Raw genomic sequence first — 19,092 nt, forward strand, 5'->3', positions numbered from 1 at the left:
TATTTAGATTTAAAATCCCAAGTAATAAAACAAGTGCAATTTGCGTGAGGGCAAATCATCCAGCCTTCTTTAGGTGAAGTTTCTCCTTCTTTGATAAAACCTGATAATTGATGATCATTCCAACTATGACCACATTTTGAGCAGATTTTCTGTTCTCCTTTAGATACAGTAAGTTTCAGTACTTTTTTTTAGTAATTCTTCATACTCTAATTTGTTACTTGGAGGGGATCCTAATTCAAAAGATATAGAGTAGGGTAAATCATTGTCTATTTGTTTTAGTTCTTCTTGGAGGAATAAATATACATGATAACAATTTCCGTTTTTAATAGAGTTTTCGTGATAAACTTGTTCATGAAAGAAAAAAATAATATACCACTTGTTGTCTGTTTTTTGATCGTATAATAATGCATAGTTGTTGATATCTGTCTTTAATTCGTTAGAATAAGATATCGTTTTTAAAATTACTTCTTCTATTTTGTCGGCAATTGTGTTCAGGTTACTCATTATTTGAAAGTTTTGTAATTTTGACTTCTCTTTTCTAAATTCTTCATGCGAGTATAATTACGAAATGAAACCCATTTAAATCATTAACGTTATTCACTTTGGTTAAAGCTCATATTGTCTCTGGTGTTTTTTTGCACAGAAATAGCACCAAACAATGCTAATAGAAATGCAAAAGCATAAAAACCTTTTTCGCTTGGCAGAATCGTTGCATTCCATAATCCAACAACCAAAAGAACGATTGAAAGCAATGTTCCGAACCAACAAATTCCATAATAAATATCTGTTACAGGAAGTTTTTCAAGTCTGTCTCTAACGCTTTTTTGCAAAGAAACTACGGCAAAAAGACCGAACATTAGAACGGTAAAATAGTATCCTTTTTCATTTAATAACATTTCAGCTCTTGCTAGTCCAACGATAAAACCGACAGTTCCAGCTCCAAGAGCTACCCAAGATGCCGCAATAAAGGCATTTGAAGTTTTTTGTATCATATTAATTCTGGTTAAATTAGATTTTTGAGATTTGTTTTTTTTGTAATCTCAGTTCGTAAATGTAATTAAATTTGATTAATGACAAAATGAAAATGCAAACAAATTAATAAGTATAATCTTAGCAGTTGTTATAAAAAAAGCTCCAATATATTGGAGCTTTCTTAATTTAAAAAAAGTAAGATTGTATTATTTTTTAAGCAATTGTTCTAAGGGTTTTAACTGTTCCATATCTATTTTCGATTTCTGTAAAACAGACATTAAAGTCATAATGTTGTTTGGATTCATGTTTTCGCCTAAAACCCTAACTACTGCAAACCCATTTTCTTTTCTATTGGCAAAAATGATAAACTCTTTAATATTATCATCACTTCCAACATAACTTACAGAAGCACCGTCTTTGCCAGAACCAATTTTCATTAACTCTTGATATTTCGGATCTTTTAATATGGCTTTTACTTTGTTTCGTTCTGTCTCAAACTGTGCCTGATTGTTTTGATCAGCTTTGAAAGCTAGAATATTCATTTTGTCAAACGAATTTAAAGCTTCGTTTTGTTCTGCTGATAGATTTGTTTTATCGACATTCAGGATGTTTGGTGAAACATCTAATGCTATAAAATCTTTTTTCTCCGAATTTTCAACAAAATACTTTTGCAATGTTGGTTCAGAATTACAGCTTCCTAAAGTTAGAAGAGCCATAAGTGCTAGGATGAAAATATTTGTTCTCATTGTTATTTTTTGCCTTTAGAAGCTTTTTTTAAGTCTGTACCGCCAGGAAGTTGCATTTTATCTGTTAATACTGAGATTTCGTTTAGATCAAAATTACCAGTTAAAGATAGTAAAACAGTTTCATCGTTTTTTGCACCATCCACATACATTAATAATTCTCTTATTTGAGTATCTGTAGCGCCAGATTTTACCATTATTCTAACATTTTTTCCACCATCATTTACACGCATTAATTCTTCTAGTCCGGCAGTTTTTACATATTTGTCGGCAGTAGCTTTCATGTCTGCTTCGATTTTTGGATTTTTAGTGGTAAACACTTTTAAGTAATCCAGTTTTTTTATTAGAGCAATATATTGCTGTGTCTCTTTATCAGAGGCGTCAACTTTTACTTTGCTCATTAAATCAAACATTTTTTTGTTTACAATTACTGAGGTTACTTCATCTTGACCATCAAATTTGTCAAAAGCGCCTTGTGCGTAGAATGTTGTGCTTACTAATGCGAATACTAAAGTTATAATGAAATTTTTACTCATACTTAGTTTATTGCTTTTTTGGTATTCGTGAATCGTTGATTTCATGACTATTTTTGTGTTTAATTACTGTTTAAAAATTTTGTTTTTTGATTGTTCGAATTCATTAATGTACTGTACACTTTCAATACCTACATTAACATTGTTTGATAATAAAGCCAAGGCCTTTTGAGTTGCTTTTAAAGCTTCTTCGGGATTATCGTAGGTTCCTAATTCTGTTTGCGACGCCACTGCAGTTGTTTCTTTTTGCTCGCTCATAAAAAAGTAGGTTCCAATTCCCAGCAAAACAACAGCTGATGCCGCAATCGATAACCACGCCACGTTGCGTTTTTTAGATTGTAGTGGAATTTCATACGTTGATTTCTGTTCTTTTGCTTGAGAGAAATAGCCAAACATAGGTTTGTATTGCTCCAAATGCTGCGCAACATTTGGTGAAGAGAAATATTCTTTTAATTGATTCTCTTCAGCAATAGAAGTTTCTCCCTGAAAGTATTTTTCTAATATATCTTCTATTTTATTTAGTTCCATAAAGGTGTGTATTTGTCATTGATTCTCTAATTTTTTTTCTCGCTCTAGAAAGTGCCACTCGTATTGCTGTTTCGTTCATATTTACGATTTTGGCTATTTCTTCAAATTCATATTGCTCCACATCTCGTAGCTGAATTAATAATTGCATTTGTTCGGGCATCTCATTTATAATTTTTTCAACCCATTCTAAACTGTCTTGATCCTCCAGTTTTTTATCCAATTGCGGCTGCCGATCGGTAAAGTTGTTGTGAACAATTTGCAGATTGCTAGCTCTTTTAGATTTTAGTTGATCGAGACAATAATTTTTGGTCATGGTCATCGCCAATGCTTCTACGCTATTATAGCTTTGCAGAATGTCTTTTTTGTTCCATAATTTTACCATTACTTCCTGAGTTGCATCTTCTGCTTCTTCGGTGCTAGTAAGCAATCTTTTTGCCAGACGAAAAACTTTGTCTTTAAAAGGATTTATTAATTCTATAAATACAACTTGGTTCATTAATCTGATGGTTAATCGTTAGCTTATATATTCAAGACGAGACACAATTATATTTGTTACAACAAAAAAGAAAATATTTTTTATGTAAAAAAAATACTGCTTTTTAGGATAGAGCTAAAACTAAAGATACTATTTTTACGTTTATTTAGAATATAGATAACCTACACGATATGAAAACAAATTTAAAGAGTCTTCTTTTTCTCTTTTTATTCGCCTTTTCTTTACAGTCTTGTGAAGATCAGGATGATGTTGCAGCTCCAGCAGACTTGCAGATTAATAATTTTATTTGGAGAGGACTAAATGAAGTCTACTTATGGCAGGCCGATGTGCCCAATCTAGCAGATGGCCGTAATTTGCAACCCAATTTTAATCAGTTTTTAAGAGGATATTCTCATCCAGAGGATTTGTTTGAAGACTTATTGAACAAGCCCGTGAGTAAATACCCTAATGGTGATGCCATTGACCGTTTCAGTTGGATTGTTGAAGATTATACTGTTTTAGAACAGGAGTTAAGCGGTGTTACAAAAAATAATGGTGTTGACTTTAGATTGAGTCGCGTATCTTCAGGATCGAATGATGTAGTAGGTTTTGTACGATATATTATTCCAAATTCTGATGCTTCTAATAAAGCAATTAAGCGTGGTGATTTATTTACGAGTGTAAATGGTGTGAAACTTACGGTTTCAAATTATCAAGAATTATTATTGAATAAGGATAGTTATACGCTAAACTTGGCAGATTATAATGGAAGCACTTATGTTTTGAATGGAAAATCGGTTGACTTGACGAAAACTGTTTTAGAAGAGAATCCTATTTTAATCAGTAAAGTGATTCCTTCTGGAAGCCATAAAATTGGTTATTTAATGTACAATGGTTTTTATCCAGGATATGACGATAAATTGAATCAGGCTTTTGGCGAATTCAAATCACAAGGAATAACAGACTTAGTTTTAGATCTTCGATATAATGGAGGAGGATCTGTTACCTCTTCCATTAGACTTTCTAGTATGATTACAGGACAGTTTGACAATCAGATTTTTGCTAAAACGCAGTTCAATACAAAGTGGATGAAAGATATGACTGCTGATGATTTAGAAAGTTTGAATTACAGATTTGTAAATAATATTGAAGGAAAAGCGCTAAATAGCTTAAACCTAAATACAGTTTATATTATCACAACGGCTAGTACAGCATCTGCCAGCGAATTGGTTGTTAACGGATTAACGCCTTATATTAATGTAGTGCAGATTGGAGAAACTACGACAGGTAAAAATGTGGGATCGTATACGATTTATGATTCAGAAACTTTATTTACTAAAAAAGGAATTAATCCAAATCATAAATATGCAATGCAACCTTTAGTTTTTAAAATTTCAAATTCTGCAGGTTTTGGAGATTATACTCAAGGTTTGCAGCCGACTTATGTGCAAAGAGAATATTTGGATACTTATGGAGTTTTAGGTGAAACGTCTGAACCTTTGCTTAATCTAGCTATTTCAAAAATTACAGGTGTTTCTGCTAGAAGAGTTCTTAACGATTCTGAACCAGACCATCCTTATTTGACAGATTCAAAAATTATAAACGGATTAAGGCACGGAATGTATTTTAAAAATGCTCCAAAGAGTTTTTAAAAAATCATACAACAAATAGAAAAGGCTTTCATCACTGAAAGCCTTTTCCATAAAAAAACAAAAACTAATTCTAAAGGTAAAATTAATCGTTAAAGTAGAATCCGTTTGGACCTAAACCAACAGTTAATTCTTTTAATAAGCTTCCGCTTAAGTTATAAATATAAGCTTTACTGCTTGAAGCAAAATCACCACCATCTGCAATAAAGATTCTATCATCTTTTACAGCAAAACCATACATTTTTCCGTACTCAGAAGTTGAGCTGTATTCGAAAATTGGAGTTGTAGAAGCTGAAGTTGCTGTGTAATCCATAGCGTAAACTGCAGTTTCTAGAGTATAGTATATTTTATTGTTGTAAATGTCTAGGTTTCTAACTCCATCAAGAGCTTCTGGAAAAGTAATTTTGCTGATAGAATTGTCAGACAATTTTACTTTTATAATTTCACTTCTTTCTCCGTATGAGCTTCTAATAGTGTATAAAACACCATCTTTAATTTCCATTGTATCTGCTCCTAAACCAATAGCTAAAGAAGTTTCAAGCTTGTTTGTTGCTGGATTTACTACAAGTAATTTATCGTTATTGTAAGGTTCAGTTACATATAGCTTATTGTTGTAAACTTCAATATGGTTAGCCGTTGCGTTTAAAGCAATTGTAGATTCTACTTTGTTTGTAGCTAAATTGATAACAGCTATAAAATCATCTGTATTACCGGCTGGGTTTGTGTTCGATGCATAAGTATTAGCATTAGTTACATAAGCTTTTCCATCTTTTACAACACCGTATCTTGGAGTAAGTAATCCAGTCTCAATTTTTGCTTCAAGTTTAAATGTATAACGATTTACTACATTTATAACATTAGAACCGCCAGCAATGATGTATGCTTTATCTCCATCAAAAAAGATATTCTGAAGATATTTTCCAATAAAATCAGAACCATTTACAGTACTGTATACATCTTTTGTGAAAGTATTTAAATCGTCACTAACAAAAGAAACAGAACCTCCATCAGTAAAATTTCCCTCATTTAAGATGAAAATTCCATCATCATAAACTCCTTTTGGATCATTGGAGTCATCGTCATTAGAACAAGAAACAAAAAGCGAAACGCTAAGTGCTACTAAAAATAATCTAGTTAGTTTCATTATATTAAAATTTAAGGTTTAAGTACAAATTAAAATTCCTTCCTGGCATTGGTCTATATTCTAAACTTTGATAAAATGTATTCCAAAGATTTAAAACCTGGAATCCTACTTTAAAAGAAGACAAAAGTTTAAAATCGTAGTCAATTCCAATATTTGACACATTGTAGGCATCAACAATTTTATCAGGATCGTTGTCAGATTGTGTATAGACAAAGCCATTGTAAAGAAATTGATAATAGGCAGAAATGTTTTTTCTTGAGTAAGCAACAGAAGCTGTAACTTTATTAAAAGGAACAAAAAACAATTGTTTTTTGGTTTCAACATTTTCTGAAACTGTATAAGCATAAGTTGCATTTGCAGTCAAGTTGTTTTTGCCATAACTTTTCTTCCAACTCAACAATGTTTCTGCTCCATAACTATCTACTTTGTCTGTATTTTGTGGCATCCAAATTCCATTTGTTCCAGGAACCCATCTCAACAAATCTTTTATTTTCATGTAATAAAAGGTCTGTGTTATATTAAAATTTTGAAAAGTAAAAACATTGCCAATTTCTGCCTGATAAGAACTTTCGGGTTTTAAGTCTGGATTTCCGCCTTCTTCCCAATACAAATCATTGAAGGTTGGAATTCTGAAATTTCGTGATGCATTTAATTTCAAATTATATAATTTACCAAACTGATAAGAAGAACCAACTGAAAATAGAACAGGAGATTGGTAGTTGTCTGTGAATTCTTTTCGAATGCCAAATTCGTTTTTCCAATTAACTGAAGCATCTTGTTTAAGAAGCAAAGCAGCAGAACTTATTTCTCTTACATTGTCGCCAAAACCAGAACCATATCCTTTAGTTCGATTATAGTCCAAAATTACGTTTACTTGCAATGATTTGAATAATTGATATCCTAAGTCTGCTTTTGTAATAAAGCTTTCTGTTTTTCCATACGTATAAATATTACTCGAATTATCAGCATAATATTGATAGTTCTCGAAAATATAAGCAGTTTTTAAATTGGTAGTAAACTTCCCAAAGTTACCGTCATATTCTAGTAAGTTTCTATTAAAACCATTAATATACTTACTTTTCATTTCAGATTCAGAGACCAAAGAAGTATTTCTATCTGTATTTGAGGTTTGAGTATATAATTTTAGAATGTTTTTGGCATTAATTTTATAACCCGCATTGGCGCTTAGCGTAATAATATCATATTGGCCATTTTGGTTCCAGCGCTGTTCGCCTTTCCAGTTGTACTGGTTTAGATATTTGTAATCGTTTGTCGAGCTGTTTTTGGATAATCCGATTTGGGCACTCCATTTTTTGTTTGAAATAGAAGTTTTGTAATTAATCCCAATTGTATTAAAACTGCCGTAATCCAGTCTTAAATTATTCTCAAAACGATTAGAAAACAACAAATCGTTATTTAAGTGCACCGTTCCTCCAACAGCACCACTTCCGTAAATAACGCTTCCGCCACCCGCTTTTACGCTTATCGAATTATAATTAGAACCTGAAATGGTATTAAAGTCGGTGCTTCCATTCATTTGGGAATTAATGTTAATTCCATTCCATATTACTGCGGTCTGAGAAGAAGTTGTTCCTCTAAAAGCTACGGTAGATAACATTCCGCGACCGTATTCTTTAAAATAAATCGTAGAATTAAAGTTTAATAAATCGGTTAGAAGAGCTTCGTTTTTGCCAATGACAGAATCGTTTAATTTTAAAACCGATTGTGAAACCGAATAGTTTTTTAAGTTTTTGTCTGAAACCAATACTTCTTTCAAGGTGGTAATAGAATCACTCTGCGCCGAAATAATCTGGCACATTACAAATAAACAAAAAGCAAGAAGTCGTTTTAAAGTCATAATTCCTTCACTCTTTTTCCCGAGAGTTCGATAAATTGTTAAAAAGGCAGGTCTCCTGGCTTGCGTCTTGCTGTTTACCTTCCCATCACGCGGGGCGTGACAGTGGTGATGTAGTTACAGCAAGCATTCATTTTTTTGAACTTAGCTTACAGTTGCGGGTACAGCTCAAGAATTTACTTGATTCCCTTTTAATGTATTTTTAATTTAAAAACACAACCTTAATTTGCTGCAAAGATAAAGTTAAAAATACTGATTATTCAAATTTCTTTTATGTTTCATGAAAAATTATAAATAATTAGTATTAAAAATCGATTTTTATAACTTCTCCGAAATCAACTTTATTATTGAAAGCGTCTTTTAATGGCAGTGAATTCTGATGGCATAAAATACTTCTGATGATTCCAGCGTGAGCCACAATAACAATTGGTTGATTTGTTTTTGAAATGTTATCAGATAAAAAATTACCGACTCTTTCGTGTAATTCAACAAAAGATTCTCCGTTTGAAACTTTGATATTCACAAAATCTTCCATCCACGGGTTGAGTTCCTCAGAAGGAATTTCGTTCCAGCTTTTCAATTCCCAATCGCCAAAATTCATTTCCTTTAAACGTTCGTCTTCGTGATAAGAAATGGTTTTAATATTTTCCTGAATATGTTTTGCTAAAATAACACAGCGCTTTAACGGACTTGAAAAGATAATTGCCTCTGAAGGAAGTTCAGAAATAATTCTGCCGAAAATTTCATCAAATGGAACTGCAATATCAACATCTGATTGTCCGTAACAGATTCCTTTTTCGCAGATGGTTTCGGTATGGCGAACTAGATAAATTTCCATAAGAATAAAATGCTTAAGTAAAATACCACTTCGCAAACTTGTTGTGTCGCGCCAAGACAATCTCCTGTATAACCGTCAATCCATTTCTGAAAATATCCAGCTAAAAAATATCGAGTTATAAAAACGGGAATTATAGCCAGAAGAAATTTTAAATCAAAATAAGAAAATACAATCAACGGAATTAAACCAAAAAAGAATGATCCAAAAACTTCTTTCCAAGTGTATTGTTTAGCGATTGGTTTGCTTTTGCTAGAAGCATCATCACGAGAATATTCATGTGTAAAAATAATTGTTATTGCTGCCAGACGACTTAAAGAATGAGCCGAAATGCATAAAAGGAAAATTAGTAAAATGTTATTAGTGAAAAGTAAAATAGATTCTGAAAGCAGTTTGAATTTTAATAGAAAAAGTAAAACCAATCCAATCGCTCCATAAGCGCCAATAGCACTGTCCTTCATAATCATTAAGATTTTTTCTTTGGTCCAGCCTCCGCCAAAACCATCACAAACATCGGCAAATCCGTCTTCGTGAAAGGCTCCGGTTGTTAAGATAGAAGCAATAATTGCTAATATAACAGCAATTTCCGTTGAAAGAAAAAATGAAAAAAGATAAAAAGCCAGAAAGGAAATACTCCCAACAATCCAACCAATAAATGGGAAATACCTTGTGGCTTTATTTAAATAATCTGGATGATGTGTAATGTTTTTTGGACACGGAATTCTGGTGTAAAACATTAAACAGGTGAAGAAAATATGTAGTTCTTTTTTCATTTATATAATTAGTTTTCCATTTAGTATGTCATTTCGACGAAGGAGAAATCTCCATGAGAAGCTCGACAAAGCTTGGCGTCTGTTTGGACGGAGTTACTTGCGGAGATTTCTCCTTCGTCGAAATGACAAAAATGAGAATAAATCACCATGAAACATAATTGTTTTTTAGAAATACAAAACTATTTGCGACTTATCCCCGCGCTTTCAAAACTCGCCATTTCATTCAAAAAAGCTTCAGCCGATTTTAAAATAGGAAACGCGACAGCACAGCCAGTTCCTTCTCCCAAACGTAAATCGAGATTTAAAATAGGTTTTGCTTCTAAATAATTTAGCAATTTTGAATGTGCTTTTTCAGCAGAGCAATGGCAAAAAACAGCATTTTGTTTGATATTCGGATTTATTTTGGAAGCAATTAAATATGCCACAGTACAAATGAAACCATCAACGAGAATTAGCATTTTATTTTCAAAAGCGGCAAGTATTCCGCCAGCCATTTGAAGAATCTCAAAACCGCCAAAATAGGAAAGTTGTGAGATTAATTCGGCTTGACCGGAATAATTATCTAATGCTTTTTGGAGTAAATTTTGTTTTAGAAGCAGTTTTTCGTTTTCAACTCCAGTTCCTTTTCCGATACATTCTTGAATAGGGAAACCGGTTAAAAGACTCATTAAAACAGAAGCGGTTGAAGTATTTCCAATTCCCATTTCGCCAAAACCAATGCAGTTTGAACCCAATTTTGCAATATTTTCAACAATCGATTTTCCTTTCTCAAAACAGAAATGAACTTCCGATTCGCTCATTGCGGCAACATGGAGGAAAGACTGCGTTCCTTTTGCAATTTTAGCATCGATTAATTTGGCATTAGTTGGAAAATCATAGTTGACACCTGAATCTACAATCGATAATTCAATATTGTTTTGTTTGCAGAAAACGTTTATTGCTGCACCGCCATCGAGAAAATTATTGACCATTTGTCTTGTAACATCCTGTGGATAATCACTTACGCCATGATTTGCAATTCCGTGATCGGCTGCAAAAACGACAATATTTGGTTTTACGATTTTCGGATTTAAAGTTTCAAAAACTGTTGCCATTTGAAAGGCCAAAGATTCTAACGTTCCTAAAGAACCCACAGGTTTTGTTTTTGAATCTATTTTTTCTTGTAAAAGTGTATTGAAATCAGATTTGTATTCTATTTCGTTTTCTGATTTCAAGTCAAATTCTGGAACATTTATTTGATGAATTTCTTTGATTTCAGTGCAAATAGGCGCTTCCGATTTTTGTTTCCAATGCAATTGTTGCAACATTGGTTGATTGTTGTAATTGGTGGCTGGTTTTCCGATGCAGAAATATCCCAGAGGTTCTATATTTTCGGGTAAATCGAGGATTTTTTTAAACTGATAATAATTGAGAATCGAGACCCAGCCCATTCCGTAACCTTGTTCTGTTAGCGAAAGCCAAATGTTTTGCACGGCACAAACCGAGCTGAATTTTACGGCTTCGTTACTGCCAATTGTCCCAATCGTAAACTGATTGAGAACCGAACGGTCGTAAGCAATGATAAGGCCTATTGGTGCTTCTTCGATTGCTTCGAGTTTTAGTGATCTGTAAAGTTCTTTCTGTTCAGGATTATCGGTAAGTTCTTCGGCTTTTTTATTATAGTCTAAAAAAAGTTTTTTAATAGACGTTTTAACCTCGTCTGACTTAATCAGAAAATATCTTGTAGCATCGGTCAATCCGACAGAAGGTGCCCAATGTCCAGCTTGTAAAGCTTTCTCAATTACTTCATCTGGAACTTTATCGGCTGTAAAATGTCGTGTATCTCGGCGGGATTTTAATATATCGTCTAAATTACTCATGTTATAAAATTACAATTTTTAAATTCCAAATTCCAAGCGTTAAGCACCAAAAAAGAAAATTCCAAATTGCAAAACTTATCATAAGCTTTGGAATTTGGAATTTAAAACTTGGAATTTCGTTTCGATTTATTGGATTTTGGTATTTTTAAATTGAGATTTAACCTTTTATTTTAACTGGAATTCCCGAAACCATCAGCACAACTTGATCGGAATTAGCGGCAAGAAATTGATTCATCCAGCCCTGAAGTTCGACAAATTTCCTCCCTATGTGAGTTTCTGCATGAACGCCCATTCCGATTTCGTTTGTTACAATAATGATATTGGCATTTTGATGTTTCGCAATGGCAAGAAATTCTTTTTTCGCTTCTTCCAAACTAAGCTCTACATCGTTTTTAGTATCAATAAAAAAATTAGTCAGCCAAAGCGTTACACAGTCAATTAAGGCCGTTTTTCCAGAAAAATCAATTTCGCTTAAGTATTTCTCCTTTTCAATATTAGTCCAATGTTCGTCTCTTTCCTGCTGATGACGGTCAATTCGGTTTTGAAAATCTGCATCCCATTTTCGAGCAGTCGCTACATATAAAGGAGAGTCGGAAAGTTCTAAAGCTAATTTCTGAGCATACCCGCTTTTTCCAGAACGCTCGCCGCCGGTTATCAAGTAAATCATTTTTTTTAATTAGTAAGTTATGAGTTATGAGTTATGAGTTATGAGTTATGAGTTTTGTTTGGCAATTTAAAATTAAATTATGTGCTATTCATTCATAACTCATAATTTATAACTCATAACTCTTAATAAGGGCAATGGCGGCAGTTGTTTCCGCAACAAATTCCTCTTTTTAAGTGAAACCAAGCTTTAAAAACGTAATTGCCATTTTCGATATAATAGTCAATTCCTTCAATTAAATTATCATTTTTGGGCAGTAGCATAGCCTTATTATTAAAAGCCTTTTTTGGAGTAACGGTCTCGACATAAGCATCAATTTTATCTTCGCAAGCTTCCTTAAAGCACGCAGGACAAAGGCAATCGCCTCCTTCAGAAAGATTGAAAATAGGCGGATAATCATTACACCAGCACTTATTTTCGGGTGAAATGTCTCCACATGAAAAAGCGGTTTCACAACTGGAGCAGATTTTTGTTTTTGGTGCATTCATCAAATAAAAGGCTATTTGTTTAAATTTGTAGGAATAAAGGTAAACAAAAAAAATAGAAATTAATTTACCTTTGTGGCTACACAAAACATAAAATATGAAATATTTTTTCCATAAATTACCAGTCGTTTTTGTACTACTTATCCTAATCGGGTGTAAAAAAAATGAAGCGCAAGATGTTGTAAAATCTACCACAGCCAAAGAAAGTATCGAATTTGCTTCTGGACTTTCGATTGTAAAAAACGACGGCTATTCAATTGTAAATGTGAGTAATCCGTGGCCAAATGCAAAGGGAAAATTTACTTACATTTTAGCTGAAAAAGACGTACAAATTCCAGACAGTTTAAAAAAATATCCCGCTATAAAAGTTCCATTAGAATCGGTCGTTGTGACTTCAACTACAAATATTCCTTTTTTAGAAATGTTAGAAGTTGAGAATAAATTGGTCGGATTTCCACATACTGATTATATTTCTTCGGAAAAAACAAGAGCATTAATTGACAAAGGTTCTGTAAAAAACGTTGGACAAAATGAAAAACTGAACATCGAACAATTAATAGAATTATCCCCAGATTTGATTGTTACGTTTGGTGTAGATAACAATAATCCGATGCTGGATAATTTGAAGAAAAGCGGTTTAAATGTTTTGATTCAAGGTGATTGGATGGAACAATCTCCACTGGGAAAAGCAGAATGGATTAAACTTTACGGCGCTTTATTCGGAAAGGAAGAAAAAGCAAAAGAATTGTTTGATAAAATTGTAGAAAGCTACAATCAGGCAAAAAAATTAGTTAGCGATAAACCAGCAACTTCAAAAGTGCTATACGGTTCTATGTACGAAGATGTTTGGTATGTTGCCAAAGGAAATAGTTGGGTAGCAGAGTTTATGAAAGATGCAAAAGCTAATTATTTATGGGCTGATTTGAAAGGAACTGGAAGCGAAGGTTTGTCTTTTGAAAAAGTTTTGGACAAAGCCAAAGATGCTAATGTTTGGATTGCTTCTGGATCTTTTAAAAGTTTGGATGAATTGCAAAAAGCAAATCCGCATTACGCCGAATTTGATGCTTTTAAAAACAAAAGTGTTTATAATTTTGAAGGAAAAGTGGGAGCGACAGGCGGAACAGTTTATTACGAATTAGCGCCAAGCCGCCCAGATTTGGTTTTGAAAGATTACATTAAGATCTTTCATCCCGATTTACTGGCGAGCTACGAGTTTACTTTTGCATCAAAACTGAATTAAATTGGCAAATAAAAAACGAAATACCATTTTATTTGTTGTTCTGGCTTTAAGTCTTTTATTAATGTTTTTTGCTAGCATTAGTTTAGGATCGGTTACAATTCCGTTAAAAGATGTTTTTGCCAGTTTAACGGGTGGTCATGCCACAAAATCAACTTGGGAATATATTATCATTAATTATCGTTTACCAAAAGCGATTACGGCAGTTTTAGTCGGAACGGGACTTTCAATAAGCGGACTTTTGATGCAGACTTTGTTCCGAAATCCGCTTGCTGGACCTTATGTTTTAGGATTAAGTTCTGGTGCAAGTCTTGGTGTGGCTTTTGTCATTTTAGGAGCAGGGTTTCTGCCTTCTTTTTTAAGTGTAATTGCATTGTCTTCTTATGGAATTGTTTTAGCATCTACTTTAGGAAGCACCTTGGTTCTTTTTTTAGTTTTAGTTGTTTCGCAGCGATTACGAGATACAATGGCAATCTTGATTGTGGGTTTAATGTTCGGAAGTTTTACCACAGCAATCGTAAGTGTCCTAACTTATTTTAGTACGGCAGAACAGCTTCAGAAATTTACTTTTTGGTCAATGGGAAATCTTGGAAATCTCTCCTGGACTACCATTACAATTTTAACTTTCTGTGTTGGAATTGGATTGCTTTTAAGCGCCAAAAGTATCAAACCATTAAACGCCTTGCTTCTTGGAGAAAATTATGCGAAAAGCATGGGATTGAATTTTAAGCAAGCAAGATTAGTTATCATTTTTGCAACGAGTATTTTGTCTGGAGCGATTACAGCATTTGCGGGACCAATTGCTTTTGTAGGTTTAGCAGTTCCTCATATTGCAAAACTGACTTTTCAGACTAGTAATCATACTATTTTGTTTTGGAGCACTTTATTTTTTGGTTCGATAATAATGCTATTTTGTGATATTGTTTCGCAAATGCCAGGTTTTGATGTCACACTTCCAATAAATGCTGTTACGTCTATAATTGGTGCACCGGTGGTCATTTGGCTTTTAGTTAGAAAAAGAAATTTTTAAGTTTAAACCTACAAAAAAATAAAGTATTATCTTAGTTTTTAAAAGCTGGTTAAAGGCGTTTCACTTTTTTGAAATAAACATAGACTTTGTGAAAATCAACTTGTTTCTTATTTAACTTAAGATAATGGTTACTCAGAAATATTTAAACGAATTAAGTTTTAATGTAATAGGTGCATGTATAGAGGTCCACAAAACTATTGGAAGAGGATTGCTGGAAAATGTTTATCACGAATGTTTGAAAGAAGAATTGAGTCATCGAAAAATAAATTTTGTGACAGAAATGAATGTGCCATTGGTTTATAGAAATAAAGAATTAAATACGAATTTAAAATGCGATCTGTTTATTGAAAATTGCCTAGTTGTAGAATTGAAAGCTGTCTTGGAATTGAATCCTCTATGTGAAGCACAATTAATGACTTATATGAAGCTTTTAAAAGCACCGAAGGGTATTCTAATTAACTTTAATTGCTTTAACATCTTTAAAGAAGGGCAAAAGACATTTGTAAATGAATATTTTAAAATATTGCCAAAAGACTAAGCTCAAATGCTATGTGTTAATTTACAAGTAAATTTTAAAATAAACTTTCAGTAAAATAGAAAATCTATGTTTCTATGTGTTTAAAAAATAATTCAAAATGAAAAACATTCTATCGACTTCTAGTCTAAACATTGGATACAAGTCCAAGAAAGGAGTTACGACTATTGCTGAGAATCTTAATCTTAATCTTGAAGCAGGTAAATTAATCACTTTGATAGGGGCAAACGGAATTGGAAAATCAACTTTACTTCGAACGATTACCGGAATTCAGAAGCCTTTATCGGGAAATGTTTATTTGAACGAAAGAAATATTTCAGACTATCAGTCTTTAGAATTGGCACAAAATCTTAGTTTGGTTTTAACCGAAAAACTACCGCCAAGTAATCTTTCTGTTTTTGAATTAGTTGCTTTGGGGCGCCAGCCTTATACCAATTGGGTTGATAAATTGTCTGACGAAGATATTCTAAAAGTTCAGGAAGCAATGCAATTGACGCAAATCGAACATTTGGCTTCAAAAAAACATTTCCAAATTAGTGACGGACAATTACAGAAAGTTTTAATTGCGAGAGCTTTGGCACAAGATACACCGTTAATCATTCTAGATGAACCCACAACACATCTTGACTTGCTTCATAAAGTTTCTTTATTCAAATTATTAAAGAAACTGACTCAGGAAACTCAAAAATGCATTCTGTTTTCGACACATGATATCGATTTGGCCATTCAATTAAGTGATGAAATGATTATCATGACGCCGGAAAATATAGTGCAGGATCAGCCTTGTAATTTAATTTCGAATGGAAGTTTTAGCAATTTGTTCAAAGACGAACATATTGTTTTTGATGCGGAAAAAGGGAAGTTTATTGTGAGTTAATATTTCGGCTGTCCTGCAAGGTTTTCGAAACCTGTAGGTCTCAACTTTAGATCTTAACTAAAAATATTAATACCTACAAGGTTTTGAAAACCTTGCAGGAAATCGAGATTATTTCTTCAGTCCAATCTGCCTCTTCGCTTCACCAACTACAAAAGCAACAGAATTTGCGATATTAAAACTGCGAATAAGCGGTGACATTGGAATCGTTAAATGATTTTCGAATCTTGCCATAAATGCTGCGCTCAAACCAACGCTTTCTTTTCCGAAAACCAACCAGTCACCATCTTGAAACTCGTTTTCTAAATAGGATTTATCAGAATGCGAACTCATTAAAAATACACGAGATTGATCTGGAATTTGTGCAATCCATTCTTCTACATTTTGATATTCGGTAACATCAAGATGAACCCAATAATCCAATCCCGAACGTTTTAGGTTTTTGTCATTAATTACAAATCCGAAAGGGTGAATTAAATGAAGACGGCTTTCTGTACCAACACACAATCTGCCGATATTTCCAGTATTATTTGGTATTTCTGGTTCTACAAGAACAACGTTTAACATCTTTTTTGAGTTATGAATTATGAGTTATGAGTTTTTTAGAATTATCTAATTGTCTAATTATCTAATTGAAAATCGGAAACTTCCAAAACTTCACCCGCTTTTAGGTTTTGCAAATATACGTTTCCTATTCGAACACGAACCAGACGAAGCGTTGGAAAACCAACTGCAGCAGTCATTTTTCGAACCTGACGAAATTTACCTTCATTAATTGTAATGGACGCCCAAGAAGTTGGGCCATGTCGTTCGTCTCTAATTTTTTTGGCTCTCGGACCAAAATCAGGAATTTCAGTTACAATGAGAGCTTTGCAGGGTTTTGTTTTGTATTTTCCGCCATCAAAACCAATTTCGACGCCTTTTTGCAATTGCTCGATAGCTTCGGGAGTAATGACACCGTCAACTTGAACGTAGTATTCTTTGTCTACTTTTTTGCTTCTTATTTGTTCGCTTACCATTCCATCAGTTGTCAATAAGAGCAAACCTTCAGAATCTTCGTCCAATCTTCCAATTGCCATTGTCCCTTCGGGGAAATCATGCAATTCGCCCAAAAGCTTTTTCTTTCTTTTTAATTCATAAATAAATTGGCTTAAGTAGCCGTAAGGTTTAAAAAGAATGAAGTGTTGGTGCATTTTTAATTTTTTGCAAAGATAGTTCCTTTCTTAAAATTAAAACCGATTACGGCTTTTGAGATTTCATTTTTTTCAGCCATTGGTACACAAACCAAATTACGGTAACAATAAAAAGGACTATTAAAATGGAATAATAGTTTTCGAAGAAAGTATGAAAATAACTTCCGACTATAATATAAATCGAAGCCATGCATAATTTGATTGGGATAAATTCGGCATTAGACCAACTGGTTTTGATTTTGAAGAAATTCATAGTGATAAGGTTGTTAAGTTGCTTTCAATAAAGGTAATAAATAAAAAAGCGGATGGCAATTATAAAAGAAATGCAATCATAAGTCATAATTTTTTTGGAGTTAGAATTCGTAATATTATCATTTAAATCTAAAAATGATATTGTTATGGAAACGAATAATTTAGGAACAAAAAAGATAAACGGAACGCAAAAGGATATTGATGAATCTAAAGGAAAAAACGTTTCGCACGATAAAGAACTAAAAGATGCCAAATTGAATAAAGAATTAGTGACCGATACCGATGGGGATAAAAAAATTGTGGAAAGAGCCCGAAACGAAAATGAAGATATTAATGAAACGCTTCATCAAGTAAATCCTGATAATGCAAATGCAAATCGGGGAGTGGAAACAGAGGATGAGGCAAAAAAAACGGTTGAGAATAAAGACCGCAATTCTGATATAACGCCCAATCGATATCCAAACTCACATCCCGATAATCATAAAGATCGTGGAAATATGAAATTGGATGAAGAGGAATAAGACAATACAAAATTTTAGGCAAACTGGAGTCAATTTAATATCAAATAACATAAGATTAGCGGTTCGCGTTAATGTTATTGTAAACTCTTTTTAAAACTTCAGTATCGGTTGAGATCTTCGTAAATTAGAGGTATCAATTTAAAAACATATTTAAAATGGCACTTTTAGAAAATAAAGTAGCTTTTGTATCTGGCGGAGGATCAGGAATCGGACGCGCAGTTGCAGAAGCCTACGCTCGAGAAGGAGCAAAAGTAGTAGTATCGGATATAAATGTAGAACACGGTGAAGAAACCGTAAATAATATAAAAGAAAAGGGCGGAGAAGCTTTTTTCGTAAAAGGAGATTCGTCGAGCGCAGCTGATAATAAACATATGGTTGAAGTGACGGTTTCTAAATATGGCCGATTAGACATTGCTTGTAATAATGCAGGAATGGGAGGACCAGCCAAACCAACAGGAGAATATGAGCCTGAGGCTTGGGATAAGGTAATAGGATTAAACTTAAATGGTGTTTTTTATGCCTGTCGCTACCAATTGGAACAAATGGAAAAAAACGGAGGAGGAAGCATCGTTAACATCGCTTCAATTCACGGGCAAGTTGCGGCTCCACTTAGTCCAGCTTACACTGCTTCTAAACATGCCGTGGTTGGGTTGACAAAGAATATAGCAGTAGAATATGCGCAAAAAAATATTCGATGCAATGCTGTTGGACCAGGTTATATTGAAACAGCACTTTTAAAAGACAATTTAAATAAAGAAATGATGCAGGCCGTTGCGGCAAAATCTGCAATGAATCGTTTAGGAACAGCAGAAGAAATTGCCGAATTGGTAACTTTTTTAAGTTCTGAAAAATCTTCTTTCACAACAGGAAGTTATATTATAGCCGATGGTGGTTATACAGCTGTCTAATTATTTTTTAGAGTAAATAACAAGACA

Annotated in this window: 23 protein-coding genes and 1 riboswitch; of the genes, 7 read left to right on the forward strand and 16 right to left on the reverse strand. The window is 33.3% G+C overall.

The window, feature by feature from the left end:
- Positions 1-159 precede the first annotated feature (159 nt).
- The 6 genes from ACFO3N_RS21135 to ACFO3N_RS21160 all read right to left on the reverse strand — a co-directional run bounded on the left by ACFO3N_RS21135 (position 160) and on the right by ACFO3N_RS21160 (position 3,272).
- A complete protein-coding gene (locus ACFO3N_RS21135) occupies positions 160-504 on the reverse strand; it encodes a hypothetical protein (protein WP_379800883.1) in 345 nt (114 codons plus the stop codon).
- An 89-nt stretch (positions 505-593) separates the two neighbouring features.
- Positions 594-992 carry an inner membrane protein YiaA gene (gene yiaA / locus ACFO3N_RS21140; protein WP_379800884.1) on the reverse strand — a complete coding sequence of 133 codons (399 nt, stop codon included), beginning with the start codon at positions 990-992 and terminating at the stop codon, positions 594-596.
- A gap of 186 nt (positions 993-1,178) precedes the next feature.
- Positions 1,179-1,718 (reverse strand): DUF4252 domain-containing protein, encoded by a 540-nt coding sequence (locus ACFO3N_RS21145; protein ID WP_379800885.1) that lies wholly within the window; start codon positions 1,716-1,718, stop codon positions 1,179-1,181.
- A gap of 2 nt (positions 1,719-1,720) precedes the next feature.
- Entirely contained in the window at positions 1,721-2,296 is a 576-nt protein-coding gene (locus tag ACFO3N_RS21150; protein WP_250837240.1) for a DUF4252 domain-containing protein, read from the reverse strand.
- 18 nt (positions 2,297-2,314) lie between these two features.
- Positions 2,315-2,776: a hypothetical protein gene (locus ACFO3N_RS21155; RefSeq protein WP_379800886.1), complete on the reverse strand. Its 462-nt coding sequence runs from the start codon at positions 2,774-2,776 to the stop codon at positions 2,315-2,317.
- Positions 2,763-3,272: an RNA polymerase sigma factor gene (locus ACFO3N_RS21160; RefSeq protein WP_379800887.1), complete on the reverse strand. Its 510-nt coding sequence runs from the start codon at positions 3,270-3,272 to the stop codon at positions 2,763-2,765. Before ACFO3N_RS21160 ends, ACFO3N_RS21155 begins: the two co-directional genes overlap by 14 nt.
- 170 nt (positions 3,273-3,442) lie before the next feature.
- Here ACFO3N_RS21160 and ACFO3N_RS21165 point away from each other — a divergent pair, with 170 nt between their 5' ends.
- Positions 3,443-4,903: a S41 family peptidase gene (locus ACFO3N_RS21165; protein WP_379800888.1), complete on the forward strand. Its 1,461-nt coding sequence runs from the start codon at positions 3,443-3,445 to the stop codon at positions 4,901-4,903.
- Between the two features lie 82 nt (positions 4,904-4,985).
- Here the strand turns inward: ACFO3N_RS21165 and ACFO3N_RS21170 are convergent, their stop codons facing one another.
- The 7 genes from ACFO3N_RS21170 to ACFO3N_RS21200 form a co-directional block, all read right to left on the reverse strand.
- Entirely contained in the window at positions 4,986-6,044 is a 1,059-nt protein-coding gene (locus tag ACFO3N_RS21170) for a DUF5074 domain-containing protein (RefSeq protein WP_379800889.1), read from the reverse strand.
- 4 nt (positions 6,045-6,048) lie between these two features.
- The gene (locus ACFO3N_RS21175) at positions 6,049-7,902 is read right to left on the reverse strand and encodes a TonB-dependent receptor plug domain-containing protein (RefSeq protein ID WP_379800890.1); all 1,854 of its coding nucleotides are present in this window, start codon (positions 7,900-7,902) and stop codon (positions 6,049-6,051) included.
- Positions 7,903-7,930: 28 nt separating this feature from the next.
- A riboswitch (cobalamin riboswitch) is annotated at positions 7,931-8,138 on the reverse strand.
- A gap of 65 nt (positions 8,139-8,203) precedes the next feature.
- On the reverse strand, positions 8,204-8,737 hold the full coding sequence (gene cobC, locus ACFO3N_RS21180; RefSeq protein ID WP_379800891.1) for an alpha-ribazole phosphatase: 534 nt from the start codon (positions 8,735-8,737) through the stop codon (positions 8,204-8,206).
- Entirely contained in the window at positions 8,722-9,507 is a 786-nt protein-coding gene (locus tag ACFO3N_RS21185; protein ID WP_379800892.1) for an adenosylcobinamide-GDP ribazoletransferase, read from the reverse strand. Before ACFO3N_RS21185 ends, cobC begins: the two co-directional genes overlap by 16 nt.
- 179 nt (positions 9,508-9,686) lie before the next feature.
- Complete coding sequence (gene cobT, locus ACFO3N_RS21190) at positions 9,687-11,366, reverse strand: nicotinate-nucleotide--dimethylbenzimidazole phosphoribosyltransferase (protein WP_379800893.1); 1,680 nt, start codon at positions 11,364-11,366, stop codon at positions 9,687-9,689.
- A gap of 157 nt (positions 11,367-11,523) precedes the next feature.
- Positions 11,524-12,033 carry a bifunctional adenosylcobinamide kinase/adenosylcobinamide-phosphate guanylyltransferase gene (cobU, locus tag ACFO3N_RS21195; RefSeq protein ID WP_379800894.1) on the reverse strand — a complete coding sequence of 170 codons (510 nt, stop codon included), beginning with the start codon at positions 12,031-12,033 and terminating at the stop codon, positions 11,524-11,526.
- A 122-nt stretch (positions 12,034-12,155) separates the two neighbouring features.
- Positions 12,156-12,518: a DUF5522 domain-containing protein gene (locus ACFO3N_RS21200; RefSeq protein WP_379800895.1), complete on the reverse strand. Its 363-nt coding sequence runs from the start codon at positions 12,516-12,518 to the stop codon at positions 12,156-12,158.
- A gap of 94 nt (positions 12,519-12,612) precedes the next feature.
- On the opposite strand from ACFO3N_RS21200, the gene ACFO3N_RS21205 reads away from it, so the two are divergent.
- From ACFO3N_RS21205 to ACFO3N_RS21220, 4 genes are all read left to right on the forward strand, one after another.
- On the forward strand, positions 12,613-13,755 hold the full coding sequence (locus tag ACFO3N_RS21205; RefSeq protein WP_379800896.1) for an ABC transporter substrate-binding protein: 1,143 nt from the start codon (positions 12,613-12,615) through the stop codon (positions 13,753-13,755).
- Between the two features lies 1 nt (position 13,756).
- The gene (locus ACFO3N_RS21210) at positions 13,757-14,782 is read left to right on the forward strand and encodes a FecCD family ABC transporter permease (RefSeq protein ID WP_379800897.1); all 1,026 of its coding nucleotides are present in this window, start codon (positions 13,757-13,759) and stop codon (positions 14,780-14,782) included.
- A 124-nt stretch (positions 14,783-14,906) separates the two neighbouring features.
- Complete coding sequence (locus tag ACFO3N_RS21215; protein ID WP_379800898.1) at positions 14,907-15,320, forward strand: GxxExxY protein; 414 nt, start codon at positions 14,907-14,909, stop codon at positions 15,318-15,320.
- Between the two features lie 97 nt (positions 15,321-15,417).
- Positions 15,418-16,194 (forward strand): ABC transporter ATP-binding protein, encoded by a 777-nt coding sequence (locus ACFO3N_RS21220; RefSeq protein WP_379800899.1) that lies wholly within the window; start codon positions 15,418-15,420, stop codon positions 16,192-16,194.
- A 108-nt stretch (positions 16,195-16,302) separates the two neighbouring features.
- On the opposite strand, the gene ACFO3N_RS21225 is transcribed toward ACFO3N_RS21220, so the two are convergent.
- The 3 genes from ACFO3N_RS21225 to ACFO3N_RS21235 are packed head-to-tail and all read right to left on the reverse strand — an operon-like array spanning position 16,303 to position 17,637.
- The gene (locus tag ACFO3N_RS21225; protein ID WP_379800900.1) at positions 16,303-16,758 is read right to left on the reverse strand and encodes a tRNA (cytidine(34)-2'-O)-methyltransferase; all 456 of its coding nucleotides are present in this window, start codon (positions 16,756-16,758) and stop codon (positions 16,303-16,305) included.
- Positions 16,759-16,811: 53 nt separating this feature from the next.
- Positions 16,812-17,384, reverse strand: coding sequence for a pseudouridine synthase (locus tag ACFO3N_RS21230; RefSeq protein WP_379800901.1), 573 nt, complete (start codon positions 17,382-17,384; stop codon positions 16,812-16,814).
- 46 nt (positions 17,385-17,430) lie between these two features.
- Complete coding sequence (locus ACFO3N_RS21235) at positions 17,431-17,637, reverse strand: hypothetical protein (protein ID WP_379800902.1); 207 nt, start codon at positions 17,635-17,637, stop codon at positions 17,431-17,433.
- A 145-nt stretch (positions 17,638-17,782) separates the two neighbouring features.
- Between ACFO3N_RS21235 and ACFO3N_RS21240 the strand changes: the two genes are divergently transcribed.
- Both ACFO3N_RS21240 and ACFO3N_RS21245 read left to right on the forward strand, forming a co-directional pair.
- Positions 17,783-18,157, forward strand: a complete 375-nt coding sequence (locus ACFO3N_RS21240; RefSeq protein ID WP_095929532.1) for a hypothetical protein — start codon at positions 17,783-17,785, stop codon at positions 18,155-18,157.
- 155 nt (positions 18,158-18,312) lie between these two features.
- The gene (locus tag ACFO3N_RS21245; protein ID WP_379800903.1) at positions 18,313-19,065 is read left to right on the forward strand and encodes an SDR family NAD(P)-dependent oxidoreductase; all 753 of its coding nucleotides are present in this window, start codon (positions 18,313-18,315) and stop codon (positions 19,063-19,065) included.
- Positions 19,066-19,092 lie beyond the last annotated feature (27 nt).

The organism is Flavobacterium chungangensis (assembly GCF_042654045.1).
Taxonomy (GTDB): domain Bacteria; phylum Bacteroidota; class Bacteroidia; order Flavobacteriales; family Flavobacteriaceae; genus Flavobacterium; species Flavobacterium chungangensis.